Consider the following 19,018-nt stretch of genomic DNA (forward strand, 5'->3'; position numbering starts at 1 on the left):
GGTCGGGTTTCACAGCGTCAGTGGGACGTTGTCGATAAGCCGGGTCGTTCCCACCCAGGCGGCGACGGACAGGACGCTCTCCCCGCGGTAGTCGTCCGGGACTTCGGTGAAGGTGTGCGCGTCGACCAGGGCGAGGTAGTCCAGCACTACGGGTGGTTCGCCGGCGGCAGCCTCGTCCAGCACGCGGCGGGCGGCGTCGCGGATGCCGACGGGGCCGGTCACCGAGGCGTCCGCACCCGCGAGGAGGGCGCGGGAGAGGGCCAGGGCGCTGGCGCGTTCCCGCTCGGTGAGGTACACGTTCCGGCTGGCGGTGGCCAGCCCGTCGTTCTCGCGCACGGTGGCAGCACCCACGACGGTGACGGGCATGGCCAGGTCGCGGGTCATGCGGCGGACGATGGCGAGCTGCTGGGCGTCCTTCTGGCCGAACACGGCGACGTCCGGGGTGACGAGGTGGAACAGTTTGCTCACCACGGTGAGCACACCTTCGAAGAATCCGGGACGGGTCGCGCCTTCCAGGACTTTGCCCATCCGGCCGGCGTCGAGGGTGACGATCTGCTCCTCGGGATACATCTCGGCGACGCTGGGGGCGAACACCACGTCCACCCCTTCCTCGGCGCACACTGCCAGGTCGGTGTCCAGGTCGCGCGGGTAGCGGTCGTAGTCCTCGTTCGGGCCGAACTGCAGCGGGTTCACGAACACACTCACGAGGACCGTGTCGGCGTGCTCACGAGCGGTGGCGATGAGGTTGCGGTGTCCCGCGTGCAGGGCACCCATGGTGGGCACGAGGGCGGTGCGGCCCGTTCCCTGGCGCAGCCGGCGGAGTTCGGCAACAGTGCGGACCACGGTCGGTTCGGTCAATCGGGTCCCTTCCGGAGTCAGGGGGGTGGGGGTCAGGCTTGGAGGACGTCCAGCAGGCGTTCCGCGTCGTGGGGTTTCAGCAGCCCGGCGGCGAGTGCCCGGTCGGCGGTGAGCCGGGCCATGGCGACGTAGCTCGCGGCGCTTTCGGGGGAGTGGGCGCGTAGCTCGGTGATGTGGCTGGCGACCGTTTCGGCGTCGCCGCGCAGGATGGGGCCGCTGAGGCCGTCCATGCCCAACCGCAGCGCGTTATCCAGGGAGGCGCTCAACAGCGGGCCGAGCATGCGTCCGGGGTCGTCCACTCCGGCTGCGGACAGCAGGGACGCACTTTCCGACACCAGGGTCACCAGGTGGTTGGCACCGCCGGCGAGGGCGGCGTGGTAGAGGGTGCGGTGCTCCTCGGTGATCCATACCGGGTCGGCGCCCATTTCCACCACGAGGGCCTCGGCGATGGGGCGCAGGGTGTCCGGGGCGGTGACGCCGAAGGAGCAGCTCGCGAGCCGCTCCGTGTCCTCGTCTCGGCCGGTGAATGTCATCACGGGGTGCAGCGCCATCGGGAGCGCCCCGGCGTTGGTGGCGGCGGCGAGGGCGCCGTACCCGTAGCGGCCGCTGGTGTGGACGAGGAGTTTCCCTTCCACTCCGGTGCCGGTTTCCACCAGGCCGCGCACCAGTGGTTCGAGGGCGTCGTCGGGGACGGTGAGCAGCACCAGGTCGGCTGCGCCCACTACGTCGGCGGCCTCTCCCACCCGGGCGGCGGGGAGGCGGTGCGCGACACGGGCGCGGGATGTCTCGGACACGGCCGTGGCCGCGACCACGCTGTGGCCGGCGCGTTCCAGGGCGGCACCGAGGACCGATCCGACCCGTCCGGGGCCGACCACTCCGACGGTGAGGCGGGCCGGTCGCTGCTGTGTGGCTGCTGGTTTCTCCATGCGTGTGGTTCCAGTCCGCTCGGGGTACCGGACACGAACAGCCTACTGGCCGTGGTGAACAGCGAGGACGTGGGGAGCGTCGGTGCCGGACAGACGAACGGCGCCGCCCCGGCTGGGGCGGCGCCGCTGGGTCTGTCGGACGCGAAGCGCTGTACGACTAGTCGTGCACCGCCGCGCCGGAGTCCTGGCAGCTGGCGCCGGAGACGCCGAGGACCGCGATGGAGTTCCCGCAGACGTTGATCGGGACGTTGGCGTCGGCGACCAGCTGGTTCCCGCCGAGGATGCTGCCGTTGCCGGACGTCGAGACCTCGTCCCCGCCGTAGCCGTGGGCGAAGGCGGGGGTGCCGGTGAGGAGCACACCACCCGCGGCGGCGGCGACGGCAGCGGCGGCGATAGTCTTCTTCAGCACTATGGTTCCTCTCCTTTGTGTTCGGGCGAGGCGCCACCGCCCGAACACATCAATCTCTTAACGTAATCAACAGAACACGTTTTGTGCTCTCCCCCTATTTAGCCATACGTATTCGCCTCGTGACATCGATTTTGCCAATGTGAATAACACGCCGGAGTGATTCAATGACCCTTAGTAACTATTATGTCCGGATATGCCGTGGGGAACTTCCGCCGCGAGTCAGCATTGTGTGATGTAAATCACACCACATGGTTCGCCGTTTCCCCACGAACCCCTTTCACTCCGAGGGTTCGGGTCCGGAACTGCGCGTGGCCCAGCGTTCCGGACCCGCCGACGCCATCCGGGCGGCGTGCCCGCGTTCCACCACACGCTCCACGGCGTGCCGCGCGCCCCACGGCCGCCTCCCACTCGCGCGAGCCTGGATCGGACCGGGAGGAACGTCGGCCTGCACCGTGGCCACACCCCGGAAGCGGTCCCACAGCCTGGCCACCAGCCGCACGCTCTGCACCCGCGCGTGGGGCACGATGTCGAGCGTGTGGCAGAGGAAACCGTGCCGGGCGACGAACAGATCACCGTCCAGCCCCAGGGCGCTGATTCCGGACGGGTTCCACTGGGCGGGACGCAGCGCCACCCGCGCCGCGTCCGCGCCCGGGAACAGCTCGTCCACCAGAGCGAACGCCAAACGCCGGGGAACCACGGGCAGCAGGGTCGAGGAGTCCATCTGGCGTTCGCCCACGTATCCCGCGACGTTGGCCTCCACCCGGACAATTCCCAGGGACCGCCACAGGATCGGTTCCACCAGCCGCACCGCCTGCACCCGGCCCGGTGGGACCGTCTGCTTGCGGGCCTGGAAGATCCCGTAGCGCAGCCTCACCCCGTCCGGGGACAGCGACGCGTAGAAGTCCGTGTAGCGCAGCAGCGGCCCGACGAACCCGCGCAGCAGCCCGAGCAGCAGCGGAACCGCCCCACCCAGCACACCCGCCTCTCCGAACGCGGCACCTATAACCAGAAGCAGGCACAGCAGGACCGCTGCCCCCAACACCGGCAGCCGGAACACCAGCCCGCCGAGCAGGAGCAGGAACGGCAACCGGTAGAACGGGCGTTCCGGCGCCTCGGCGGCCGTTCCGGACAGTCCGGCCGCGTGCGCCAACAGCGACGCCCGCAACCGTTCGGCCGCGCCCCGGGACAGGTACCGCAGCCGCGCCTCGCCGGCGTCGCCACCGGCGAGTTCGATCCGGAGCTCGGCCAGCCCCAGCACCTGGGCCAAGAGCGGACGCACCACGTCAACCGCCTGCAGGCGGCTCAGTGGGATCTCCCGGGAGGTTCGGAGTAACAGCCCCGAGTCGATGAGCAGGTGGTCACCACGCACCTCGAACGTGGCACGCCACCAGGACACCAGGCCGTAGCCGACCGCCCCCAGAGCCACCACCAGCGCGAGCAGCAGCGTCCAGGACAGGCTGAACCGCACCAGTACCGTGCCCGGGATCGCGAGGAAGACCACGATCGCCATGAGCGCCCGAACCGGGACGGTGACCCAGTGCAGCCGGTGGACACCACGCGTCACGTCCACAGCCGGCTGCGGCGACGGTGGGGGTGCCGCGGAGGGCTCCTCCTCCGCGGCGGGTTCCGAAGCGGCCGGTGGGAGGAAGCTCACCCGCTCCTGCGGGGGGTGCCACCCGTCGGTGTCATCCGCCTCCGGCGTGGCGGACCACTCTTCCCCTGGTGCGCCGGTGCCGCCCTGCCCCTCCACCGGGGCGTGTCCCGCCGGAGGGACCATACGCGGAACCCCGTGTTCCCCACTCCGCTGTTGGGAGAGCTCGGGACTGGTGGGGGCGTCCCCCCAAGCTGTGGACTCCTCCGCGCCGACGGAAGGCCTACGGTCGCGCGTCGGCGGCTCCCAATCGGCGAGGGTGTGGGACCAGAGCGGGGTGACCGGCCACGGGTGCGGCTGGATGTCTCCCGCGGCCCCCTCCGGGTCGACAGCGGAACCACGCCACTCCTCGGCCGACGGTGGGGCCACCTGTTCCGCGGCGTTCGTGTCAGTGGGAGCCGTCACCTCGCGCAACGGCGGAAGCTCCCCGTCCTGGTGCTCCTGCGGGGCACTGGCGCCGTTGCCGACGGCGTCATCGTTGCCGAGCGCGTCGTCGAACCAGGCGCGGCCGTTTCCGGGCTCCGGAGGGAGTGTGCCGTCGTCTCCCGGCCGGCCCGGCGGTTGGGGCGGGGTCTGGTCCCCGTTGGTTCCTGTCACGCTTCACAACCCCGTGGAAAAGGTTTCACTGCGTTCCGCCAACCGGTTCCGCAGCGCTACGGCCTCCCCCGGGGGCAGTCCAGGAACACGTGTGTCGGCGGTGGTGGCTGCCGTCCGTATCCGCACCGTCGCGATCCCCATGGCCTGTTCCAGCAGGTTGGAGGTGATGTCCACCACCTGCATCCGGCCGTAGGGCACCGCGACGAGTTGGCGCAGGACGAGACCGTAGGTCAGGTAGAAACCGGTCCGGCCCTCGGCGTACCCCCACGAGCGCTGGTTCGCGGCCGCGGCGAACCAGCCCGTCCCACCGGCGGCCGCCGCCAGCACGCACCAGCAGGCCGCGGCGAACCAGCCCGCCCACGCCCACACAGCGGCCGCGCCGAGCAGCGCCGCCGGTACCGAAACCGCGAGCAGCAGCGCCCGGTGGTACCAGACCAGTGTTCCGGAGAGCCGGTTCCACTCCTCCCCTTCCGGAGCGGCGAACGCCTCTTCCATCGCGGCGGCCGGGTCGGCGGCCCCCGGGGCCTCCGGTCGCGCGTCCTCCGGCGGGAGGTTGTCACCCGAGGGGGCCGGGACGGCTGCCCCCGACTCGGCGGCAGTGCCCGCTTCCCCCTCGCCGTCGGGCTCGACGATCCGCGGTTGCGGATCAGATGCGGCAGAATCCACGGTTCCAGTGAATCATCATTGACCCACCCAGCGGCTACGCGACGCCCGCCAGCCGCAGCGACGGAGGCGCATCAACGCATCGGGGAGCGTGCGCGTCCAAAACCGCCGCGGCAGGCCACAGTGGCACTCCCCACCCCACGAGCGCTCATGCTTTCTCACCAAGGGCGTTCTCGAGCTGGGCCTTGGTCATCGTCGACCGGCCGCGGACGCCGGCCCGGCGCGCGTCGTCGTAAAGCTGCTGTTTGGTCCGGCCTTGGGGCCCTGCCCGGTTCCCGGACCGCAGCCCGCCCCGGCGCTGCGGCGATATGTCCTCGGTGGCGGTCTTACTGCGCTGCTCGGCCTCCCCCTGTTGCGCGCGTTCCTTGTTCACAGTGCGTGCGGCGAGTTCCTCAGCGCGTTCGGTACTGGAGCCCCGCTCCTCGGCTTGGCGTTTGATGTGCTCGTACTGGCGTTCCCGTTCCGGACCCCACGCCTGCTGTGGCATCTCTCCCGTCTCCTTCCGCTCCCGAATCGCTCACCACCCCACTACCCCACAGGCGTGCGAGACATTCCGCTGGGCACAGTGGGTCACTGGCACTTCCGCGCTCCGCGCCTGGGGGCCGCCCGAACAGGGGCACGCCTCGGAGCCCGGGAACACGTCCGGCTCGGGCGGCCCGGAGAGGCCGTAGCACTGCTGGCTAGGCGGTGGAGAGCGCGTCGGTGAGCTGGCCGACGGTGGGAGACGAAAGCGCCTTCGCGGCGTCCGCGATCGTCACGATCCCCACCAGCATCTGCCCGTCGATGACGGGCAGCCGTTTCACCTGGTACTGGGTCATCGTGGCGAACAGCTCCTCGGCCGGATCGTCGGCACCCACGGTGACCGCCTCTCCCTGGTTGAGTTCCCCGGCGGTGGTGCTGAGCGACTTCCCCTCGGCCAGGGCCCGAACCACGAGGTCCCGGTCGGTGAGCACTCCTTTGATTTTGCGGTCCGGACCGCAGATGGGCAGGGCTCCCACTCCCAGCCGGCTCATGATCTCCGCCGCCTCCTGCAATGTCTGGTCGGTTTCGACACAGGCAGGGTCCCTGGTCATGAGTTCGCGGACAGCGGTCATGACGTCCTCCTTGCTCTCGCGTTGGAGCGGCACTGTCGGAAATCCGCCCGCTACCCGCGAGGGAGGGAGGAGTATGCGTGAGCGGGGGGATCAGAGTACGCACATGTCGGGAATCGGCCAGCTACAAGTTCGGGACGGTCAGCGGTAGCCGGTCGGGTCGGCGGGCTCTCCCGCCTGCTCGACCTCGGGAATGTAGCGCCAGGCGTCCGGCTGGGAGCCGTCCGCGTCGGTGAACCCGTACACCCGGGCGAGATGGCCGCTGGACAGGGTCGTCCCGGACCAGCGTCCCACCTCGGGGTCGCACGCGAGCGCGGCAACGGCCCGGCCGACGTAGACCGGCGACTCCGAGATGCAGAAGTGCGGCGCGGTCGCGTCGGTCCAGTTCTCCTCGGTGACGCCGAAGTGGTCGAGCATCGCCTCGGAGCGCAACCAGCCCGGTGTCACCGCCACGGCGGTTCCTCCCAGCGGGCGGAGCTCCTCCGCCTGGGCGAGCGCCATCCGCTGCACCGCCGTCTTGACGAGGTCGAAGAAGAAACCGGCGGAGCTGCGGTAGGCGGCGTTGTACTCGCTGGTGCCGTCGGTTATCTCCACCACCAACCCGCCGGGGGTGCGGCTCAACAGCGGCAGCGCGCTGTGGCTGGTGACGGCGTGCGTGTCGATGCCCAGCCGTAGCATGCGCAGCCCGTTGTCCAGGGACTGTTCCCACAGCGGCCGGTGGAACTCGAAAAGGTGGTCGCTGCCCCAGACGTCGTTGACGAGGACGTCGAGCCGGCCCTGCTCGTCGTCGATCCGCTGGACCAGCGCGCGCACCTCCTCGGGCTCCAGGTGGTCGACGCGCACGGGGATGCCGTGCCCGCCGGCCGCGCGGACGCGTTCGGCCGTCCCCTCGATGGTCTCGGGGCGCCCTACCTCGGAGGGGTTCCCGCATGTGCTGCGACCGGTGAGGTAGACGGTCGCTCCCGCACTTCCCAGCTCGACGGCGATCGCGCGTCCCGCTCCCCGGGTGGCGCCGGCCACCAGGGCGACCCTGCCGCGCAGACTGTCACGCATTCCCACGTTCCCTTCCTCGGGTCCTGCTTGCCGCATCCGTCCTACCGGCTCCCCCTGACATCGTGTGCCGGGTAGGCGCCCTCGCCAGTCGGTGCGGATCTGGAGATCCCGCATCTGGAGGACGTGATGCCCATGCAGGAGGGGTTCCGACGTCGGATTCTCCGTGCTCCCATGGGGATGTGTGCACAACAGTGGAGCGGTATGGTCAGATCCTGACCGCATTCGCCGGAATACCGGCTATGTGGAATCTCAAAACAATAACGGCGCACATTGCTGCAGGTGGTAAAGGGTGAGCCCCACGCACGTGGGGATGGACCGTCCATCTGGGCGAACGCGATTGCATCGGCCGCGTGAGCCCCACGCACGTGGGGATGGACCCGCTGGCTAGCCAGCAAGCGGGCACGCCACATAGGTGAGCCCCACGCACGTGGGGATGGACCGCGGGCGTCGGCGAGCGCGTCGTGGGCGTCGTCGTGAGCCCCACGCACGTGGGGATGGACCGCCCCCGACGACATGACCGGGCCGGACATCGAGGTGAGCCCCACGCACGTGGGGATGGACCGCTCCTGCTCTGCGTAGTCCACACACTGACGGGGTGAGCCCCACGCACGTGGGGATGGACCGAACACTGAGCAGGAGAACTGAAATGAACGAGCGTGAGCCCCACGCACGTGGGGATGGACCCGCGTTCGGCTCACAGTTCGGCTCAGCTACTATGTGAGCCCCACGCACGTGGGGATGGACCGGGCAGCTCGGGGACGGGGTGGTCGGTGCGCAGGGTGAGCCCCACGCACGTGGGGATGGACCGTGGGGCAGTCTCAGCGCGACCTATGCCATGAAGTGAGCCCCACGCACGTGGGGATGGACCGCAGGTCAGTTCGGCGGCGGCCAGGTGCTCGGTGGTGAGCCCCACGCACGTGGGGATGGACCTCCCGCTCCCGAGCCCTGGTTTTTTCCCCGCTGGTGAGCCCCACGCACGTGGGGATGGACCGCCTGCGCTGTTGCGGTATTGGTGAAGAGTTGTGTGAGCCCCACGCACGTGGGGATGGACCTGCCCGGAGGCACCCGTGGAAATCCCCCTCCCCGTGAGCCCCACGCACGTGGGGATGGACCGCCGCTACGCTCCCGACTGCGGGGCTCAGTGGCGGTTCGTCGGGAAACCAGCCTCGGATAGGCGCTACTTGGATACGCAAACCTGCACGCCCGGGATCCCGTCATAGAGCGGGCGCAGGGGACGATCCTTCCGTGCCATGCGCCGCGTCCGCGAGGTCGACCAGTTGGTCACACGCGGATGAGACGGAAGTGTCATGGGTCGAGATCACAACGATCGCGCCGCCGTCGGCAAGTGTGCGCAGCATTGCGATGATCGTCGCCGAGTTGGTCTCATCCAGCGACGCTGAGGGCTCGTCGACGACGACGATCTGAGGGCGGTGGAGAATGAGGCGGGCGAAAGCTACACGCTGCTGCTCTCCACCGCTCAACATGTGGATCGGGTCTTGTTCCCGACCGCCGAGGCCGACCTCGTGCAGAGCATCCGAAATACGCTGACGCCGCGTGCTGCCTCGCAGGTTCTTGTTTTCCAGCGCGACTGCGAGGTTCTTTTTGATCGTCCATTGTTCGACGAGCGCGAAGTTCTGGAACATGAAGCCGAACGTGGTGCGGTACAGCTGAGCGATCGCGCGCCGGGGCAGCGAGTCGATGCGGCGGTCGTCGTAGGTGAGCCGACCGGTGGACAACGGCTCCAGCAGCCCGAGGCAATTCGCTAGAGTGGTCTTTCCTGCCCCGCTCTGACCGGTGATCGCCGTCATTGTCCCTGGGGGCAGCGAGAAGCTGAGGTCTTCCCAGAGCCAGTAGCCGTCGAAGTTCTTGCCGATGCCATCGGCGTTGAGGGGCCCGCGTGCCGAGTCGAGCGGAAGCGTTGAGGACATGGTGCGGTTGATCTTCTTCCTCTTCCCTAGGAACGCTTGATGAAGTCGGCTCGGAAACGCTGGTCGTTGATCCGCAAGGCTGGGATCGATAGCAGGGCCAGCGTCAGAATCGTGGTGGCACCCGCGACGAACGGCGGGCCGAGCGAGCCGGCGCTGACAGCGGAGCTTGCCAGGACGGCGGTCGTGGCGGTGGTGAGGAATGTGGCGAAGTAGCCGGCGTAGCGCCGCCCGAATCTCGCCCCATGCAGGTGAAGGACGAAGAGCGGGCGTCTACGCCGTTCGCAGTAGATGCCGACTAGCACCCAGGTGAGAACGACGGAGGCGACCAGGCCCGCTAGCAGGACCATTACGCTCTCGGTCAGACGAAGCTTCGCCTCCGCGACTTGCTGCTCCGCGGTGTGGCCGGGCTTGTCGAGCGCGGTGACCAGCGGACCGAGGCCCAGGTCAGTGATGCGTCCCTCGAGCTCCTCGCGCGGTAGCATGAACAACTCGTTGCCTTGGCTGGCCACAGCGGCGTGGAAGTCGCCGGACGGCACCACTCCGCCGTCAGGCACCACGACGAGGATCGGATCGCTCATGGTGGTGCCTTCGAGCGCGGTTATGGACTTCCCGTGGAACACGGGAAGGGTCTGGTTAGCCGCGCTGGACACGCTCTTCACCTGAGTGTCGCGATCCAGCGCGGCACAGCTCGGAAGGTTCGCAGTGGAGCACTCCTGTGCGACCATCTCGCGCTGGAAACCGCTCCAGTCGCGAACTGCGTTCTCGATGCGTGAGCGTTCGGCGGAGAGGCTCTCGGGGATGATGACACCGACGTCGGATGCGGCCAGATCCAGCGGAGCGATGCGCTCGCCGTCGCGGTTGAGAACATCGGCCTGCTCCAGGTAGCTGTTGCTCACGAACAGACAGGGGCTCTGTCCCGAAGACAACGGGCACCTCCTCTCCGGTGAGCTCAACAGGAGCTGCCCCGAGGAGGACACCTCGTGTGCCAGCCGCTTCCACGCCGGCAGCGACTCCTGAAACACTGCCTCGTCGGCGTCGAAGAGCTTCGTCGAGTAGATTTCTGTTTGGTCCTGCCAGAGCGCTGCGGAGGAGGCTGCGACGTTCATCCTCTCCACTTGGCCGGCAGTGCGCTCCCAGGACATTAGGACGCCGGTCAGCACGAGGGTGCCGGCCACCGCTCCAGCTAGGAGGATGAGGCCCAAGGGTCGCTTACCCGCGAACTGATCGACGAGGCTCGCGTTGGCCCCCATGACGACAAGAAGTGCCACCCCGCTGAGCAGACAGGCGATAACCGCACACACCGCCGTGGTGCCCAGTACGAGCAGCCCCGGGGAGTGGAACGCCTGCCCACCGTCCCACAGCAGCCAGGAGCACAGCAGCCACACCGCGACCACTGCGATCAGGCTGCCGGCGATGTATGCGGCGTAGTGCACGAACTCCCGACTACCGGGATAAGGGGCGCGCCGACCGTGCAGCATGCGGACCGCGCGCGTCTTCGTCGCTCGCGACGCCGACAGCAGCGCGGCTGTGAACAGCATGACGAAACCGCCAAGCTCCACAGTGAGGAGATGGCGATCGTCGTTGAGCAGACCCCACGCGGCGTCCAGCCCATTCTCAGTGACCTCCAGCGAGACTCCCCGCTGCCGAAGCACCTGCGCGAATTCCTGCACAGAAGCCGTGTCGCCATAGGTCACCCACCGGCCCATCACCGCGTCAGCTCCCGCGTCGAACTGGCTGACTCGGGTGTCCATCGTCATGCCGAAGTCCGGGTAGGTGCCCCCGCCCGTGGTGGTCTCGGGAGTGCTGCCGTTGTCGGTGAGCACGAGAATGTCGCGGCGCGTTCCCTCCGATGTTTCCGATAGCCGCACTTGAGCCATGCCGATGCCATACCTCTCGGCGGGCTCGGCGAGGAGACGCGCCGCCTGCCCCTCCTCGGGCAGTCCGGTCACCGACAGTTCGGCCGACGCGCTCTCCGGGTAGAGCTGTTCAAGTGTCTGCGCGGCGATATAGCTATGCAGGCAGACAAGCAGCAGTTGCAGTACCACCGCAACCCTGAACAGCATTCAGTGCACCTCACGAGAGTAGGAGTGGATTCTCCGCAGAGCGCTCGGCCGAACCCGCAGACATTCTGAATTCCGTGTTGCCCACCCGGTTAGGCCGGGCGAAACAGTCACCCGGCCTAACCTAACACGCTTCGCGGCGTATCAGTCAAGGTTTCCGCCAGTAGGCTTGATCCGCGCAATTCTTGATCGCGTTAGCCTGGGCGTTTGACCAGCTACCCGGACTGACAGTCGGACTGCGGTCCACTACCCCATCACAGTTCTTGACTGATGAGCCGTGGGCCTCACTGCTGTGGTGGTAGTTCGAATACACGGTTCCGCCTCCGGATCCTCCGGTCGTACCGTGTTCCCAGGTCCCACCACCTACGTAATCGGTGTCCGCAAGCGCCGCACCTGCGGGAGCAAGCGAAAACGCGATCGCACCAGCCAGAACTACCTTCCTCAGGTTTTTCTTTTTCACTGTTTCTCCCTTTCTGCGGGGTTCGAACCAAATATGTCATGCGACTGGCAGTCCATCAAGACGGAGAAACCGTTATGGTACAGCGTTTGCTATAAAAGGTAGATCAGGTTTTGTTTTAATATAAATCATATTTGCAGGACAAATCCCTATAGTTTGGCATGACTCTCGTTAGTCAAGGGGTAGAGGTGGCCACATGTGGCCATCCTGGGTGAGTAGACGGGCACCCTGTGCCACTATCCATGTGGTAACTAGGAGCCAAGCTTCCGAGCCTGGCGGGGCCCTTCAGGCCGCCGCGAGCCCTACGCACGTGAGGATGGACCGACACCAGCGAAAGTGACGGCCACAAACCCGGGAAGGACATCCCACCGCCACCTCCACCGGAGCCAACGCCTCCTGCCACGAAGGGCAAGTAGTGGCATCTGGGTTGGCCGCCCGGCTCGCTGGGTCGGGCGGCCTGTCAGAGCAGTGGGCGCCTATCTTCGAGTGTGTAGCGCGCGAGAACTTCATCCCCGCGACCGTTTGGGATGAGGAACGCTGGGCCGTGCGTCGCGCCGAGTCCCCGCCCCGGTGGTCGTATCGTCACCCCGTTCGGCACCGCGTTCCACAACGGGGTACTGCTGCGCCTCGACACTCACGGCAACGGAACCGCCACAGGTCACTTCGGCGGCAACGTGGGCTTCATGTGGGTCCGCGAGCAACGCACCCCCACGGTTCCGTCGAGGAACGTGTGCGCCCCGAGCACGACTACACCGAAACCACCACCGACCTGCACCCATACGAGCCCGTGGGTGACTTCGACGCGTCCTTCACCATCGGGCTGCGGGTTCCGGGCATGAAGTCCGCTCTGTCCTACGACGGAGACGACCCCAACACGGGACCGGTTCACCGTGTATCTGATGGAACCGAATTCAGGATCGTGGGCATCCTGGCGGATCACCCCGGAATCGGCTGGCCAGTACCGAGTACGCCAACACGGACCGCAGTCACTGTTCGATGAACTCGCCGCCGCCTACACGTGGTTGCAGGAATTCGGGCAGCCAGAACACACCAGGTTCGGTCTCACCGTCGATGCCGCCGGACAACACATATGGCTGGACCGCCCCGACAATCGAATGGCCCGAGTCGCCGAAGGAAAGCAGTGATGGCCAAACACCGTCAGAGTTCTCAGTGGCGCGTCCGGTATGCGGCGGCCACGGCCACTTCGAGAAAAGCCAGGAGGGCGACGGCAGGACGAAGACCGTGCAAGTGACATGTCGGGCCTGCTACGGCAAGGGAACCCAGCCGTAGCCCCGCACTAAAACGGCCCTCCAGTTCCGACCGGAGGGCTGACCGTGTTCGTCCCGTGGTCGGGGGCGCCACGGGATAAAGACTACAGGCGGTCGGACCGAAGCTCGCCGAGGAACGCCTTCCACTCGGTGGCGGAGAACGACAGGTGACCAGCGTCCCGGTTCTGGGTGTCGCGGACTGCGGTAACCGGCCCTTCGGCAACTTCGACGCAGTTCACGTTGTTCGCACTGTAACTGGACTTGTGGAACACCGGTTCCACGATGTCACCCGTCATGGTTGTCACCTTCTATATCTGTCTGGATACTCCGCAGGTAGTCAAGCGAGCGGGGCGCTGGAAGAGCGGCCGCCTGCACTCGATTGAATACCGCAGCGTGTTCGGCCACTGCGTCCGGCTCCTCGATGAACAGACTACCGCTGGCATGCTCGTTGAAGACGATGGCGGGATCCAGCGGCCCGGGGAATTCCATGATGACGAACGATCCCGCCAGACCAGCATGCATTCCGGCATTGAATGGCAACACTTGCAGGTCGATGTTGTGCCGCGTTGCCAGGTTCAGGAGATGTTGAATCTGGTCTGACATGGTACGCGGATCTGCTGTGCGCCTGCGCAGTGCCGCTTCGTCGATAACGGCCCACAGGTGAGGCGGGCGCTGCCGGTGCAGGATCTGCTGACGTTCGATGCGGGCCGCTACGTGGCGTTCCACAATCTCGTCTGTATGTGCTTGCCCGCCCCGGAAGACCTCTTCGGTGTACTCGGCGGTCTGCAATAGGCCAGGTACGACCAACCCTTCGTAGGTCCGGATGGTGGATGCTTCCGCTTCGAAGTCCGGCAACGCGTTTCCTTCGAACACATCGCGGTAGCGACTCCACCACCCTCGCTGACGCGCCTCACGTGCGAGCGCGTGCAGGGCATCACGCTCGCCTTGGGCCGTGATGGCGTACAGGTCCATGACCTTGTCTAGGTCATGCGACTTGATGTAGCGCGTCTCCGCCGCCTCAAGACGGCTGAGCTTGGGGCCTGACCACCCCAGCGCTGAGGCGGCATCGGCAATTTGCGCATATCCGGCTGCGTGGCGTGCACGCCGCAGCTCGGTGGCAAGACGCCGAAGCCGCACGGTCGGGCTATGAACTTGGCGGGTAGACATGAGGCAAGTCTAGGGATTCTGTGATGTTGATTTCACGACTGGCTTGTTATTTTGTTGATTGCATGAAAAGCTGCTATCGCTTGCTTGCTGCACGTAGCTGTCCGGTTGCATGAAAGCTACATAATTCGGGCAAAACCGAAAGTCAACAACCAAAAACCCTAAGTAACTGCACGAGCGCTACTAGACACTAAACGTTCTTGAGACCAACTGGCCCCCTGAACGTGGTTCCGCTGCGACCTGGCACCACGCCCAGGAGGGTCACAAGAAGCCTCCGCGAGAGTGTCCGCTCTCCGGAGGTATGGCCACCGACTGAAATGGAGTCGATGACATGCCCCAGTTTATGCGTAGCCTTGCGCCCTTTTGGGCGCTGTTCGTGGTGCTGGCTATCGCGCTGTTCCCGCCCACGCGTTACCGGGATCGCTACGGGCGTCTGGAACCGCGCATCGCGGTGCCGCTTGTGCCTCGCCGCTGGTCGGCAGCACGCCGGTTCACCGTGCCGCCGCCGAGAACCCAGGAAGTGCTGCCGGAACCGGTTTTTGACCCGCTTCCCGAACCCGAGCTGCTCGATCCCGAGGAGCACAGCCCGGTGCGGCCTTATGTGACCGAGTCCGAGCGCCTCCGCCAACAGCGGGAGGAACAGGGGTACTGCCCGGCCTGCGGCGCGGCCGTCGCACCCGGCACCGCGCCGGGACCCTCCGCGCAGCCGGTCTATGGCGACGGGCTCGACGACGTGCGTGCGGAACTGTCCCCGCTGGTGCGCCGGTGGCTGGGCCAGCGCGAGCAGCAGAGCACGGTGGGGGTGGTTCGGTGAGTATCCCCCACACTTGGCCCTCTCCGCTGCTGCGGCCCGGCGACGTCGCCGAGACCTTCGGGGTGACCACCTCGACCGTCAATGCCTGGGTACGGCGGGGCCACCTGGCCCCGGTCCTGGTCACCCCGGACGGGCACCGCCGCTTCCTTCCCGACCATATCCAGGACCTGTTGGCCACCACCCACCAGGATGGGGGTGGTCAGTCGTGAACCTCACTCCCCACGAGCGCCGGGAACTACGCGACCTGCTGGAGCAGCTCACCCAGGCCATGGACGGCGGCGCCCTGTGGCCCAACCAGATACACGACACCCTTCAGGAACTCCACGCATGCGTGCACACCTGGCTCGGTGACGAGAACGAGGACACCGAGACGGTAATCCCGCCCCAACGCGACCACTAACCTCCACCCCGGTCCCGCACTCGGCCCCCTTCCCGGGTGCGGGACCCGCCGCTCTCATCAGGGGAGCGCCACAAGCGGGTTCTCACGAACCGAGGGTGGAGCTGGTGCTAGGTTCGGCGGCCGAACCTAGCACCAGCTCCACTCCCGATTACCAAAGAACCGCGGCACGAGCTAGCGGGGCCCGCCCCCGCCGGACCTGTCCGTGCCGTTCGTGCCGTTGGTGCCGTCACCGTCCTGCGGTGGCACGCGGCAGGCGTACTCCAGCAGCAGCGCCACCACCAGCAGCACCACCGCCGCCCCGGCGGTGCCCAGTGCCGTGATGGCGTCCGCCTGGGCGGTCGGGGCCGCCAGGCGCTCCGGCAGCACCGCCGCCATACCGCCGAACACGCCCACCGCCAGTGCCGCGAAGATCGAGCTGGCCTTCGCCAGAGCCACCAGGCGCGCCACGAGCAGCGGCTCTACCGGCTCGGTGCCGGGAACCCGACGAATACGGCGGCGCGTGTGCACGGCCGCCGCCCCCTCACCCACCGCCAGCACCAGCAGGGTGGGGATCGCTGTCCATGGCAGCACCGGAAGTGACCCGTACGTCGCGTCCACCACCAGGTAGGAGACCACGCCGCTGACCAGAGCCAGGCCGAGCAGCATCCGCCAGCCGGTGGGACGCAGCGCGCCCTCGGGAAGCTGGCCGTTGTCGTCGCTGTCGCCCATACGTTTCAGTCCGGCACCTGCAACACGAGATCGTCCCGGCGGTGCAGCTCCTGGCCGGTGAGCGCCGCCAGCAGGTCCCGCACCGGCCCCTTTCCGGGGATCTCCGCGTCCGGGTCCACATCGGACCACGGCTGCAGCACGAACGCCCGCGTGTGCGCCTGGGGGTGTGGCAGGGTGAGTGCCGGGTCGTCCCGCTGCTCCCCGCCGGCGTCGATGATGTCCACGTCCAGACTGCGCGGTCCCCACCGCACCTCCCGCACCCGGTGGAAGGCGTCCTCCACGTTCTGGGCGCGTTCCAGTACCGTGTCCGGGTCCAGCGCCGTGTCCACCACGACGACCGCGTTCAGGAACGCCTCCTGTTCGGGGCCGCCGACGGGAGCCGTCTCGTACACCGGCGACAGCCCCACGAGCCGCAGCCCGGAGGCGTCGAACAGCGCGTCCACCGCCCCCTGCAGGTTCTGCATCCGTTCCCCGAGGTTGCTGCCCAGCGACAGGACGACCCGCCGCGGGGTGCTCCATGTCGTCATCCTCGCGCCTTTCGCAGAATCGTGACGGTCACATCGGTGAACTCGTGCGGGATGGGAGCGTCGGGTTTGTGCACCGTGACCTCGACCTCCCGCACCCGCTCCTCGGCCAGGCAGACCCCGGCGAGCCGTTCCGCGAGTGTTTCGACGAGGTCGACCGGCTCTCCCTCCACCGCCGCGACCAGCCGCTGGCTGAGGTGCCCGTAGTGCACGGTGTGGCCCACATCGTCGGTGCGGGCCGCCTCGGCGACGTCGGTTCCCAGCACCACGTCCACCACAAACTCCTGCCCGTGGCGCCGTTCGTCCGGGAAAACCCCGTGGTAGCCGTAGGCACGCAGCCCGCGCACCGCGATACGGTCCAGCGCGCCGGTCACTCCACGTCTCCCGCCTCGTCGGTGTCGGCGTCCTCCTCCACCATCACCGGGGAGGCGTGGTGCGACCACAGGCGCCACCCCTGACTCGTGTGGACGAACATGTTCGTCGCCACCACCTGGCCGCCCGCGATGAATCCCGGAGTGTCCTCCTCGGCGGTTAGGACGTTCTCCGAGCAGGTGACCACGGCGACGTCGCCCATCATCCCGACGGTGGTGTCAGTGAGGACGTACTGGATGTAGGGGACGTTCGCCATGATCAGGCTCCAGGCCCGCATGATCTCGTCCCGACCGCGCAGCAGCGGCCATCCCGGGTTCACGCACACCAGGTCGGCGGCGTCCTCGTCCTCGGCCCACACGCGGCGCATCAGGTCGATGTCGCCGTTCTCTATCGCCGAGTAGAACTGGGTGTTGGCTTCGGACACCCGTTCCATGGCTTCGTTCTGGGACTTCACTGGCCGCTCCGTTCCGCAACATCAGCCCGACCTTCCGTGAGGTCGTCCCCGCCGGAGCGCCACGCCGCGGCGACCCGCACCGCGTCGGCATTGGGCCGGACCTCGTGCACCCGCACGCACCACGCGCCGCGGTCAGCGACCAGTGTCGTCAGTGCAACCGTGGCGTCGTCGCGCTCCACGGCCGGGCGGTCCTCCCCATCGGCGCCGGCGAGGAGCCGGCCAAGGAAGCGCTTCCGGGAACCAGCGATCAGCAAGGGGCGCCCCAATTCATAAAACTGGTCGATTTCGGCGAGTAGTGCCCAATTGTGACCATGCTCGGGGCGTTTGGCGAAACCCAACCCCGGATCGAGCACGATCTGCCGCGGATCGACCCCTTCCCCAACCATGGCGTCCATGCGTTGACGTAACTCGTCCCGCACTTCCCCGACCACGTCCGAGTACACCGCCCGTTCCTGCATCTCGTGGCTGTGCCCGCGCCAGTGCATCAGGACGTAGCCGACGCCGGTGTCGGCCACCAGCCGCGCCATGGCCGGGTCGGCGAGACCACCGCTGACGTCGTTCACCAGGCTCGCACCGGCGGCCACCGCGCGTTCGGCCACCTCGGCGCGCATCGTGTCGACGCTGACCGCCACGCCGCTGCGGGCGAGTTCGGCCACCACCGGTTCGATCCGGCGCAGCTCCTCGTCGCGGGAGACCCGCTGCGCACCGGGGCGGGTGGATTCGCCACCGACATCGACGATGTCGGCGCCGTCCTCAGCGAGCCGCAGCCCGCGCTCAATCGCCTGGCGCGGTTCGAACCACACGCCGCCATCCGAGAACGAGTCCGGCGTGACGTTCACAACCCCCATGATCAGACACCGGTCACGCTCGGGCAACCCAACAAGGTTATACGTCGACCCCATACCGGTCACCCTACGGGACAGGTAGCACAGCAACGACCTGCGGCCCGGACCGCGGCGGGAGCGGGCTGGGAGATTCCCCTCAACCGTCGCCGAGGATGAGGCTCATCGCTTCGGAACGGGTGCGGTCCCGGCTGCGGAAATCTCCCCGCACCGCCGAGGTGACCGTTTTCGCGCCGGGTTTGCGCACCCCGCGCATGGTCATGCACAGGTGCTCCGCCTGGATCACCACGATCACGCCGCGCGGAGCCAGGTTTTCCATCAGCGCGTCGGCGATCTCGGTCGTGAGACGTTCCTGCACCTGGGGCCGGCGAGCGTACACGTCCACCAGGCGGGCCAGTTTGGACAGTCCGGTGATCTGGCCCTGGCTGTTGGGGATATAGCCGACGTGGGCGCTGCCGTAGAACGGCACCAGGTGGTGTTCGCAGGTCGAGTACAGCTCGATGTCCTTGACCAGGACCATCTCCTCGTGGCCGGCCTCGAACACCGTCGTCAGCACGTCCTCGGGTTGCTGGTGCAACCCCGCGAACTGCTCCGTGTAGGCCCGCGCCACCCGGGACGGGGTGTCGCGCAGCCCCTCCCGGTCCGGGTCCTCCCCGATGGCGAGGAGGATCTCCCGGACCGCCTTCTCCAACCGGCCGTGGTCGACGCCCTCGCTGGCGGGAGCCACGAGCGGCGTCTCCGGGTCCGGCTCGGCGGGAACGCCGCCCTCACCGGGTGTC

The 19,018-nt window shown here is 67.6% G+C and carries 23 protein-coding genes and 1 CRISPR repeat array; of the genes, 4 read left to right on the forward strand and 19 right to left on the reverse strand.

From position 1 onward, the window contains the following. Positions 1 to 9: 9 nt before the first annotated feature. The 11 genes from panC to FHX37_RS15460 all read right to left on the reverse strand — a co-directional run bounded on the left by panC (position 10) and on the right by FHX37_RS15460 (position 11,696). Complete coding sequence (panC, locus tag FHX37_RS15410) at positions 10 to 879, reverse strand: pantoate--beta-alanine ligase (RefSeq protein ID WP_141924556.1); 870 nt, start codon at positions 877 to 879, stop codon at positions 10 to 12. An 11-nt stretch (positions 880 to 890) separates the two neighbouring features. After that, the gene (locus tag FHX37_RS15415; protein ID WP_141924557.1) at positions 891 to 1,784 is read right to left on the reverse strand and encodes a Rossmann-like and DUF2520 domain-containing protein; all 894 of its coding nucleotides are present in this window, start codon (positions 1,782 to 1,784) and stop codon (positions 891 to 893) included. A 157-nt stretch (positions 1,785 to 1,941) separates the two neighbouring features. Continuing rightward, on the reverse strand, positions 1,942 to 2,193 hold the full coding sequence (locus tag FHX37_RS15420; protein WP_141924558.1) for a chaplin family protein: 252 nt from the start codon (positions 2,191 to 2,193) through the stop codon (positions 1,942 to 1,944). 277 nt (positions 2,194 to 2,470) lie between these two features. Then, positions 2,471 to 4,441, reverse strand: coding sequence for a PH domain-containing protein (locus tag FHX37_RS15425; RefSeq protein ID WP_246062310.1), 1,971 nt, complete (start codon positions 4,439 to 4,441; stop codon positions 2,471 to 2,473). Between the two features lie 3 nt (positions 4,442 to 4,444). Beyond that, the gene (locus tag FHX37_RS15430) at positions 4,445 to 5,107 is read right to left on the reverse strand and encodes a PH domain-containing protein (RefSeq protein WP_342777617.1); all 663 of its coding nucleotides are present in this window, start codon (positions 5,105 to 5,107) and stop codon (positions 4,445 to 4,447) included. A gap of 145 nt (positions 5,108 to 5,252) precedes the next feature. Continuing rightward, positions 5,253 to 5,591, reverse strand: a complete 339-nt coding sequence (locus FHX37_RS15435) for a plasmid stabilization protein (RefSeq protein ID WP_141924559.1) — start codon at positions 5,589 to 5,591, stop codon at positions 5,253 to 5,255. 193 nt (positions 5,592 to 5,784) lie between these two features. Continuing rightward, complete coding sequence (locus FHX37_RS15440) at positions 5,785 to 6,198, reverse strand: CBS domain-containing protein (protein ID WP_141924560.1); 414 nt, start codon at positions 6,196 to 6,198, stop codon at positions 5,785 to 5,787. Between the two features lie 138 nt (positions 6,199 to 6,336). After that, entirely contained in the window at positions 6,337 to 7,248 is a 912-nt protein-coding gene (locus tag FHX37_RS15445) for an SDR family oxidoreductase (RefSeq protein WP_141924561.1), read from the reverse strand. 289 nt (positions 7,249 to 7,537) lie between these two features. After that, positions 7,538 to 8,361: a CRISPR direct-repeat array (repeat unit 28 nt; unit sequence GTGAGCCCCACGCACGTGGGGATGGACC). A 101-nt stretch (positions 8,362 to 8,462) separates the two neighbouring features. Beyond that, positions 8,463 to 9,176, reverse strand: coding sequence for an ATP-binding cassette domain-containing protein (locus FHX37_RS15450; RefSeq protein ID WP_141924562.1), 714 nt, complete (start codon positions 9,174 to 9,176; stop codon positions 8,463 to 8,465). 26 nt (positions 9,177 to 9,202) lie between these two features. After that, positions 9,203 to 11,239, reverse strand: coding sequence for a hypothetical protein (locus FHX37_RS15455; protein WP_141924563.1), 2,037 nt, complete (start codon positions 11,237 to 11,239; stop codon positions 9,203 to 9,205). A 145-nt stretch (positions 11,240 to 11,384) separates the two neighbouring features. Beyond that, on the reverse strand, positions 11,385 to 11,696 hold the full coding sequence (locus tag FHX37_RS15460) for a lactococcin 972 family bacteriocin (protein WP_211351843.1): 312 nt from the start codon (positions 11,694 to 11,696) through the stop codon (positions 11,385 to 11,387). An 896-nt stretch (positions 11,697 to 12,592) separates the two neighbouring features. Between FHX37_RS15460 and FHX37_RS15465 the strand changes: the two genes are divergently transcribed. Then, positions 12,593 to 12,838, forward strand: a complete 246-nt coding sequence (locus FHX37_RS15465; protein ID WP_141924564.1) for a hypothetical protein — start codon at positions 12,593 to 12,595, stop codon at positions 12,836 to 12,838. A 227-nt stretch (positions 12,839 to 13,065) separates the two neighbouring features. Here FHX37_RS15465 and FHX37_RS15470 read toward each other — a convergent pair whose 3' ends face one another. Together FHX37_RS15470 and FHX37_RS15475 are read right to left on the reverse strand one after the other, a co-directional pair. Then, positions 13,066 to 13,257, reverse strand: a complete 192-nt coding sequence (locus FHX37_RS15470) for a DUF397 domain-containing protein (protein ID WP_141924565.1) — start codon at positions 13,255 to 13,257, stop codon at positions 13,066 to 13,068. Further along, positions 13,247 to 14,128 (reverse strand): helix-turn-helix domain-containing protein, encoded by an 882-nt coding sequence (locus tag FHX37_RS15475; RefSeq protein ID WP_170181597.1) that lies wholly within the window; start codon positions 14,126 to 14,128, stop codon positions 13,247 to 13,249. Before FHX37_RS15475 ends, FHX37_RS15470 begins: the two co-directional genes overlap by 11 nt. Positions 14,129 to 14,456: 328 nt before the next feature. On the opposite strand from FHX37_RS15475, the gene FHX37_RS15480 reads away from it, so the two are divergent. From FHX37_RS15480 to FHX37_RS15490, 3 genes are read left to right on the forward strand one after another with little or no spacing between them, the layout of a single operon-like run. After that, positions 14,457 to 14,939, forward strand: a complete 483-nt coding sequence (locus FHX37_RS15480; RefSeq protein ID WP_141924566.1) for a hypothetical protein — start codon at positions 14,457 to 14,459, stop codon at positions 14,937 to 14,939. After that, positions 14,936 to 15,148: a MerR family transcriptional regulator gene (locus tag FHX37_RS15485; protein ID WP_211351844.1), complete on the forward strand. Its 213-nt coding sequence runs from the start codon at positions 14,936 to 14,938 to the stop codon at positions 15,146 to 15,148. The genes FHX37_RS15480 and FHX37_RS15485 overlap by 4 nt, the downstream gene beginning before the upstream one ends. Beyond that, a complete protein-coding gene (locus FHX37_RS15490) occupies positions 15,145 to 15,339 on the forward strand; it encodes a hypothetical protein (protein ID WP_141924567.1) in 195 nt (64 codons plus the stop codon). The genes FHX37_RS15485 and FHX37_RS15490 overlap by 4 nt, the downstream gene beginning before the upstream one ends. Before the next feature lie 171 nt (positions 15,340 to 15,510). Here FHX37_RS15490 and FHX37_RS15495 read toward each other — a convergent pair whose 3' ends face one another. From FHX37_RS15495 to folE, 6 genes are all read right to left on the reverse strand, one after another. Continuing rightward, positions 15,511 to 16,047: a DUF3180 domain-containing protein gene (locus tag FHX37_RS15495; RefSeq protein ID WP_141924568.1), complete on the reverse strand. Its 537-nt coding sequence runs from the start codon at positions 16,045 to 16,047 to the stop codon at positions 15,511 to 15,513. Positions 16,048 to 16,052: 5 nt separating this feature from the next. Continuing rightward, a complete protein-coding gene (gene folK, locus FHX37_RS15500; protein WP_141924569.1) occupies positions 16,053 to 16,574 on the reverse strand; it encodes a 2-amino-4-hydroxy-6-hydroxymethyldihydropteridine diphosphokinase in 522 nt (173 codons plus the stop codon). Beyond that, a complete protein-coding gene (gene folB / locus FHX37_RS15505; RefSeq protein ID WP_141924570.1) occupies positions 16,571 to 16,945 on the reverse strand; it encodes a dihydroneopterin aldolase in 375 nt (124 codons plus the stop codon). The genes folK and folB overlap by 4 nt, the downstream gene beginning before the upstream one ends. Then, complete coding sequence (locus FHX37_RS15510; RefSeq protein WP_141924571.1) at positions 16,942 to 17,397, reverse strand: nuclear transport factor 2 family protein; 456 nt, start codon at positions 17,395 to 17,397, stop codon at positions 16,942 to 16,944. The genes folB and FHX37_RS15510 overlap by 4 nt, the downstream gene beginning before the upstream one ends. Then, positions 17,394 to 18,299, reverse strand: a complete 906-nt coding sequence (gene folP, locus FHX37_RS15515) for a dihydropteroate synthase (protein ID WP_246062311.1) — start codon at positions 18,297 to 18,299, stop codon at positions 17,394 to 17,396. Before folP ends, FHX37_RS15510 begins: the two co-directional genes overlap by 4 nt. Before the next feature lie 79 nt (positions 18,300 to 18,378). After that, positions 18,379 to 18,966 (reverse strand): GTP cyclohydrolase I FolE, encoded by a 588-nt coding sequence (gene folE / locus FHX37_RS15520; protein WP_246062410.1) that lies wholly within the window; start codon positions 18,964 to 18,966, stop codon positions 18,379 to 18,381. Positions 18,967 to 19,018: the final 52 nt, after the last annotated feature.

The sequence above is a fragment of the Haloactinospora alba genome (assembly GCF_006717075.1).
Lineage (GTDB): Bacteria > Actinomycetota > Actinomycetes > Streptosporangiales > Streptosporangiaceae > Haloactinospora > Haloactinospora alba.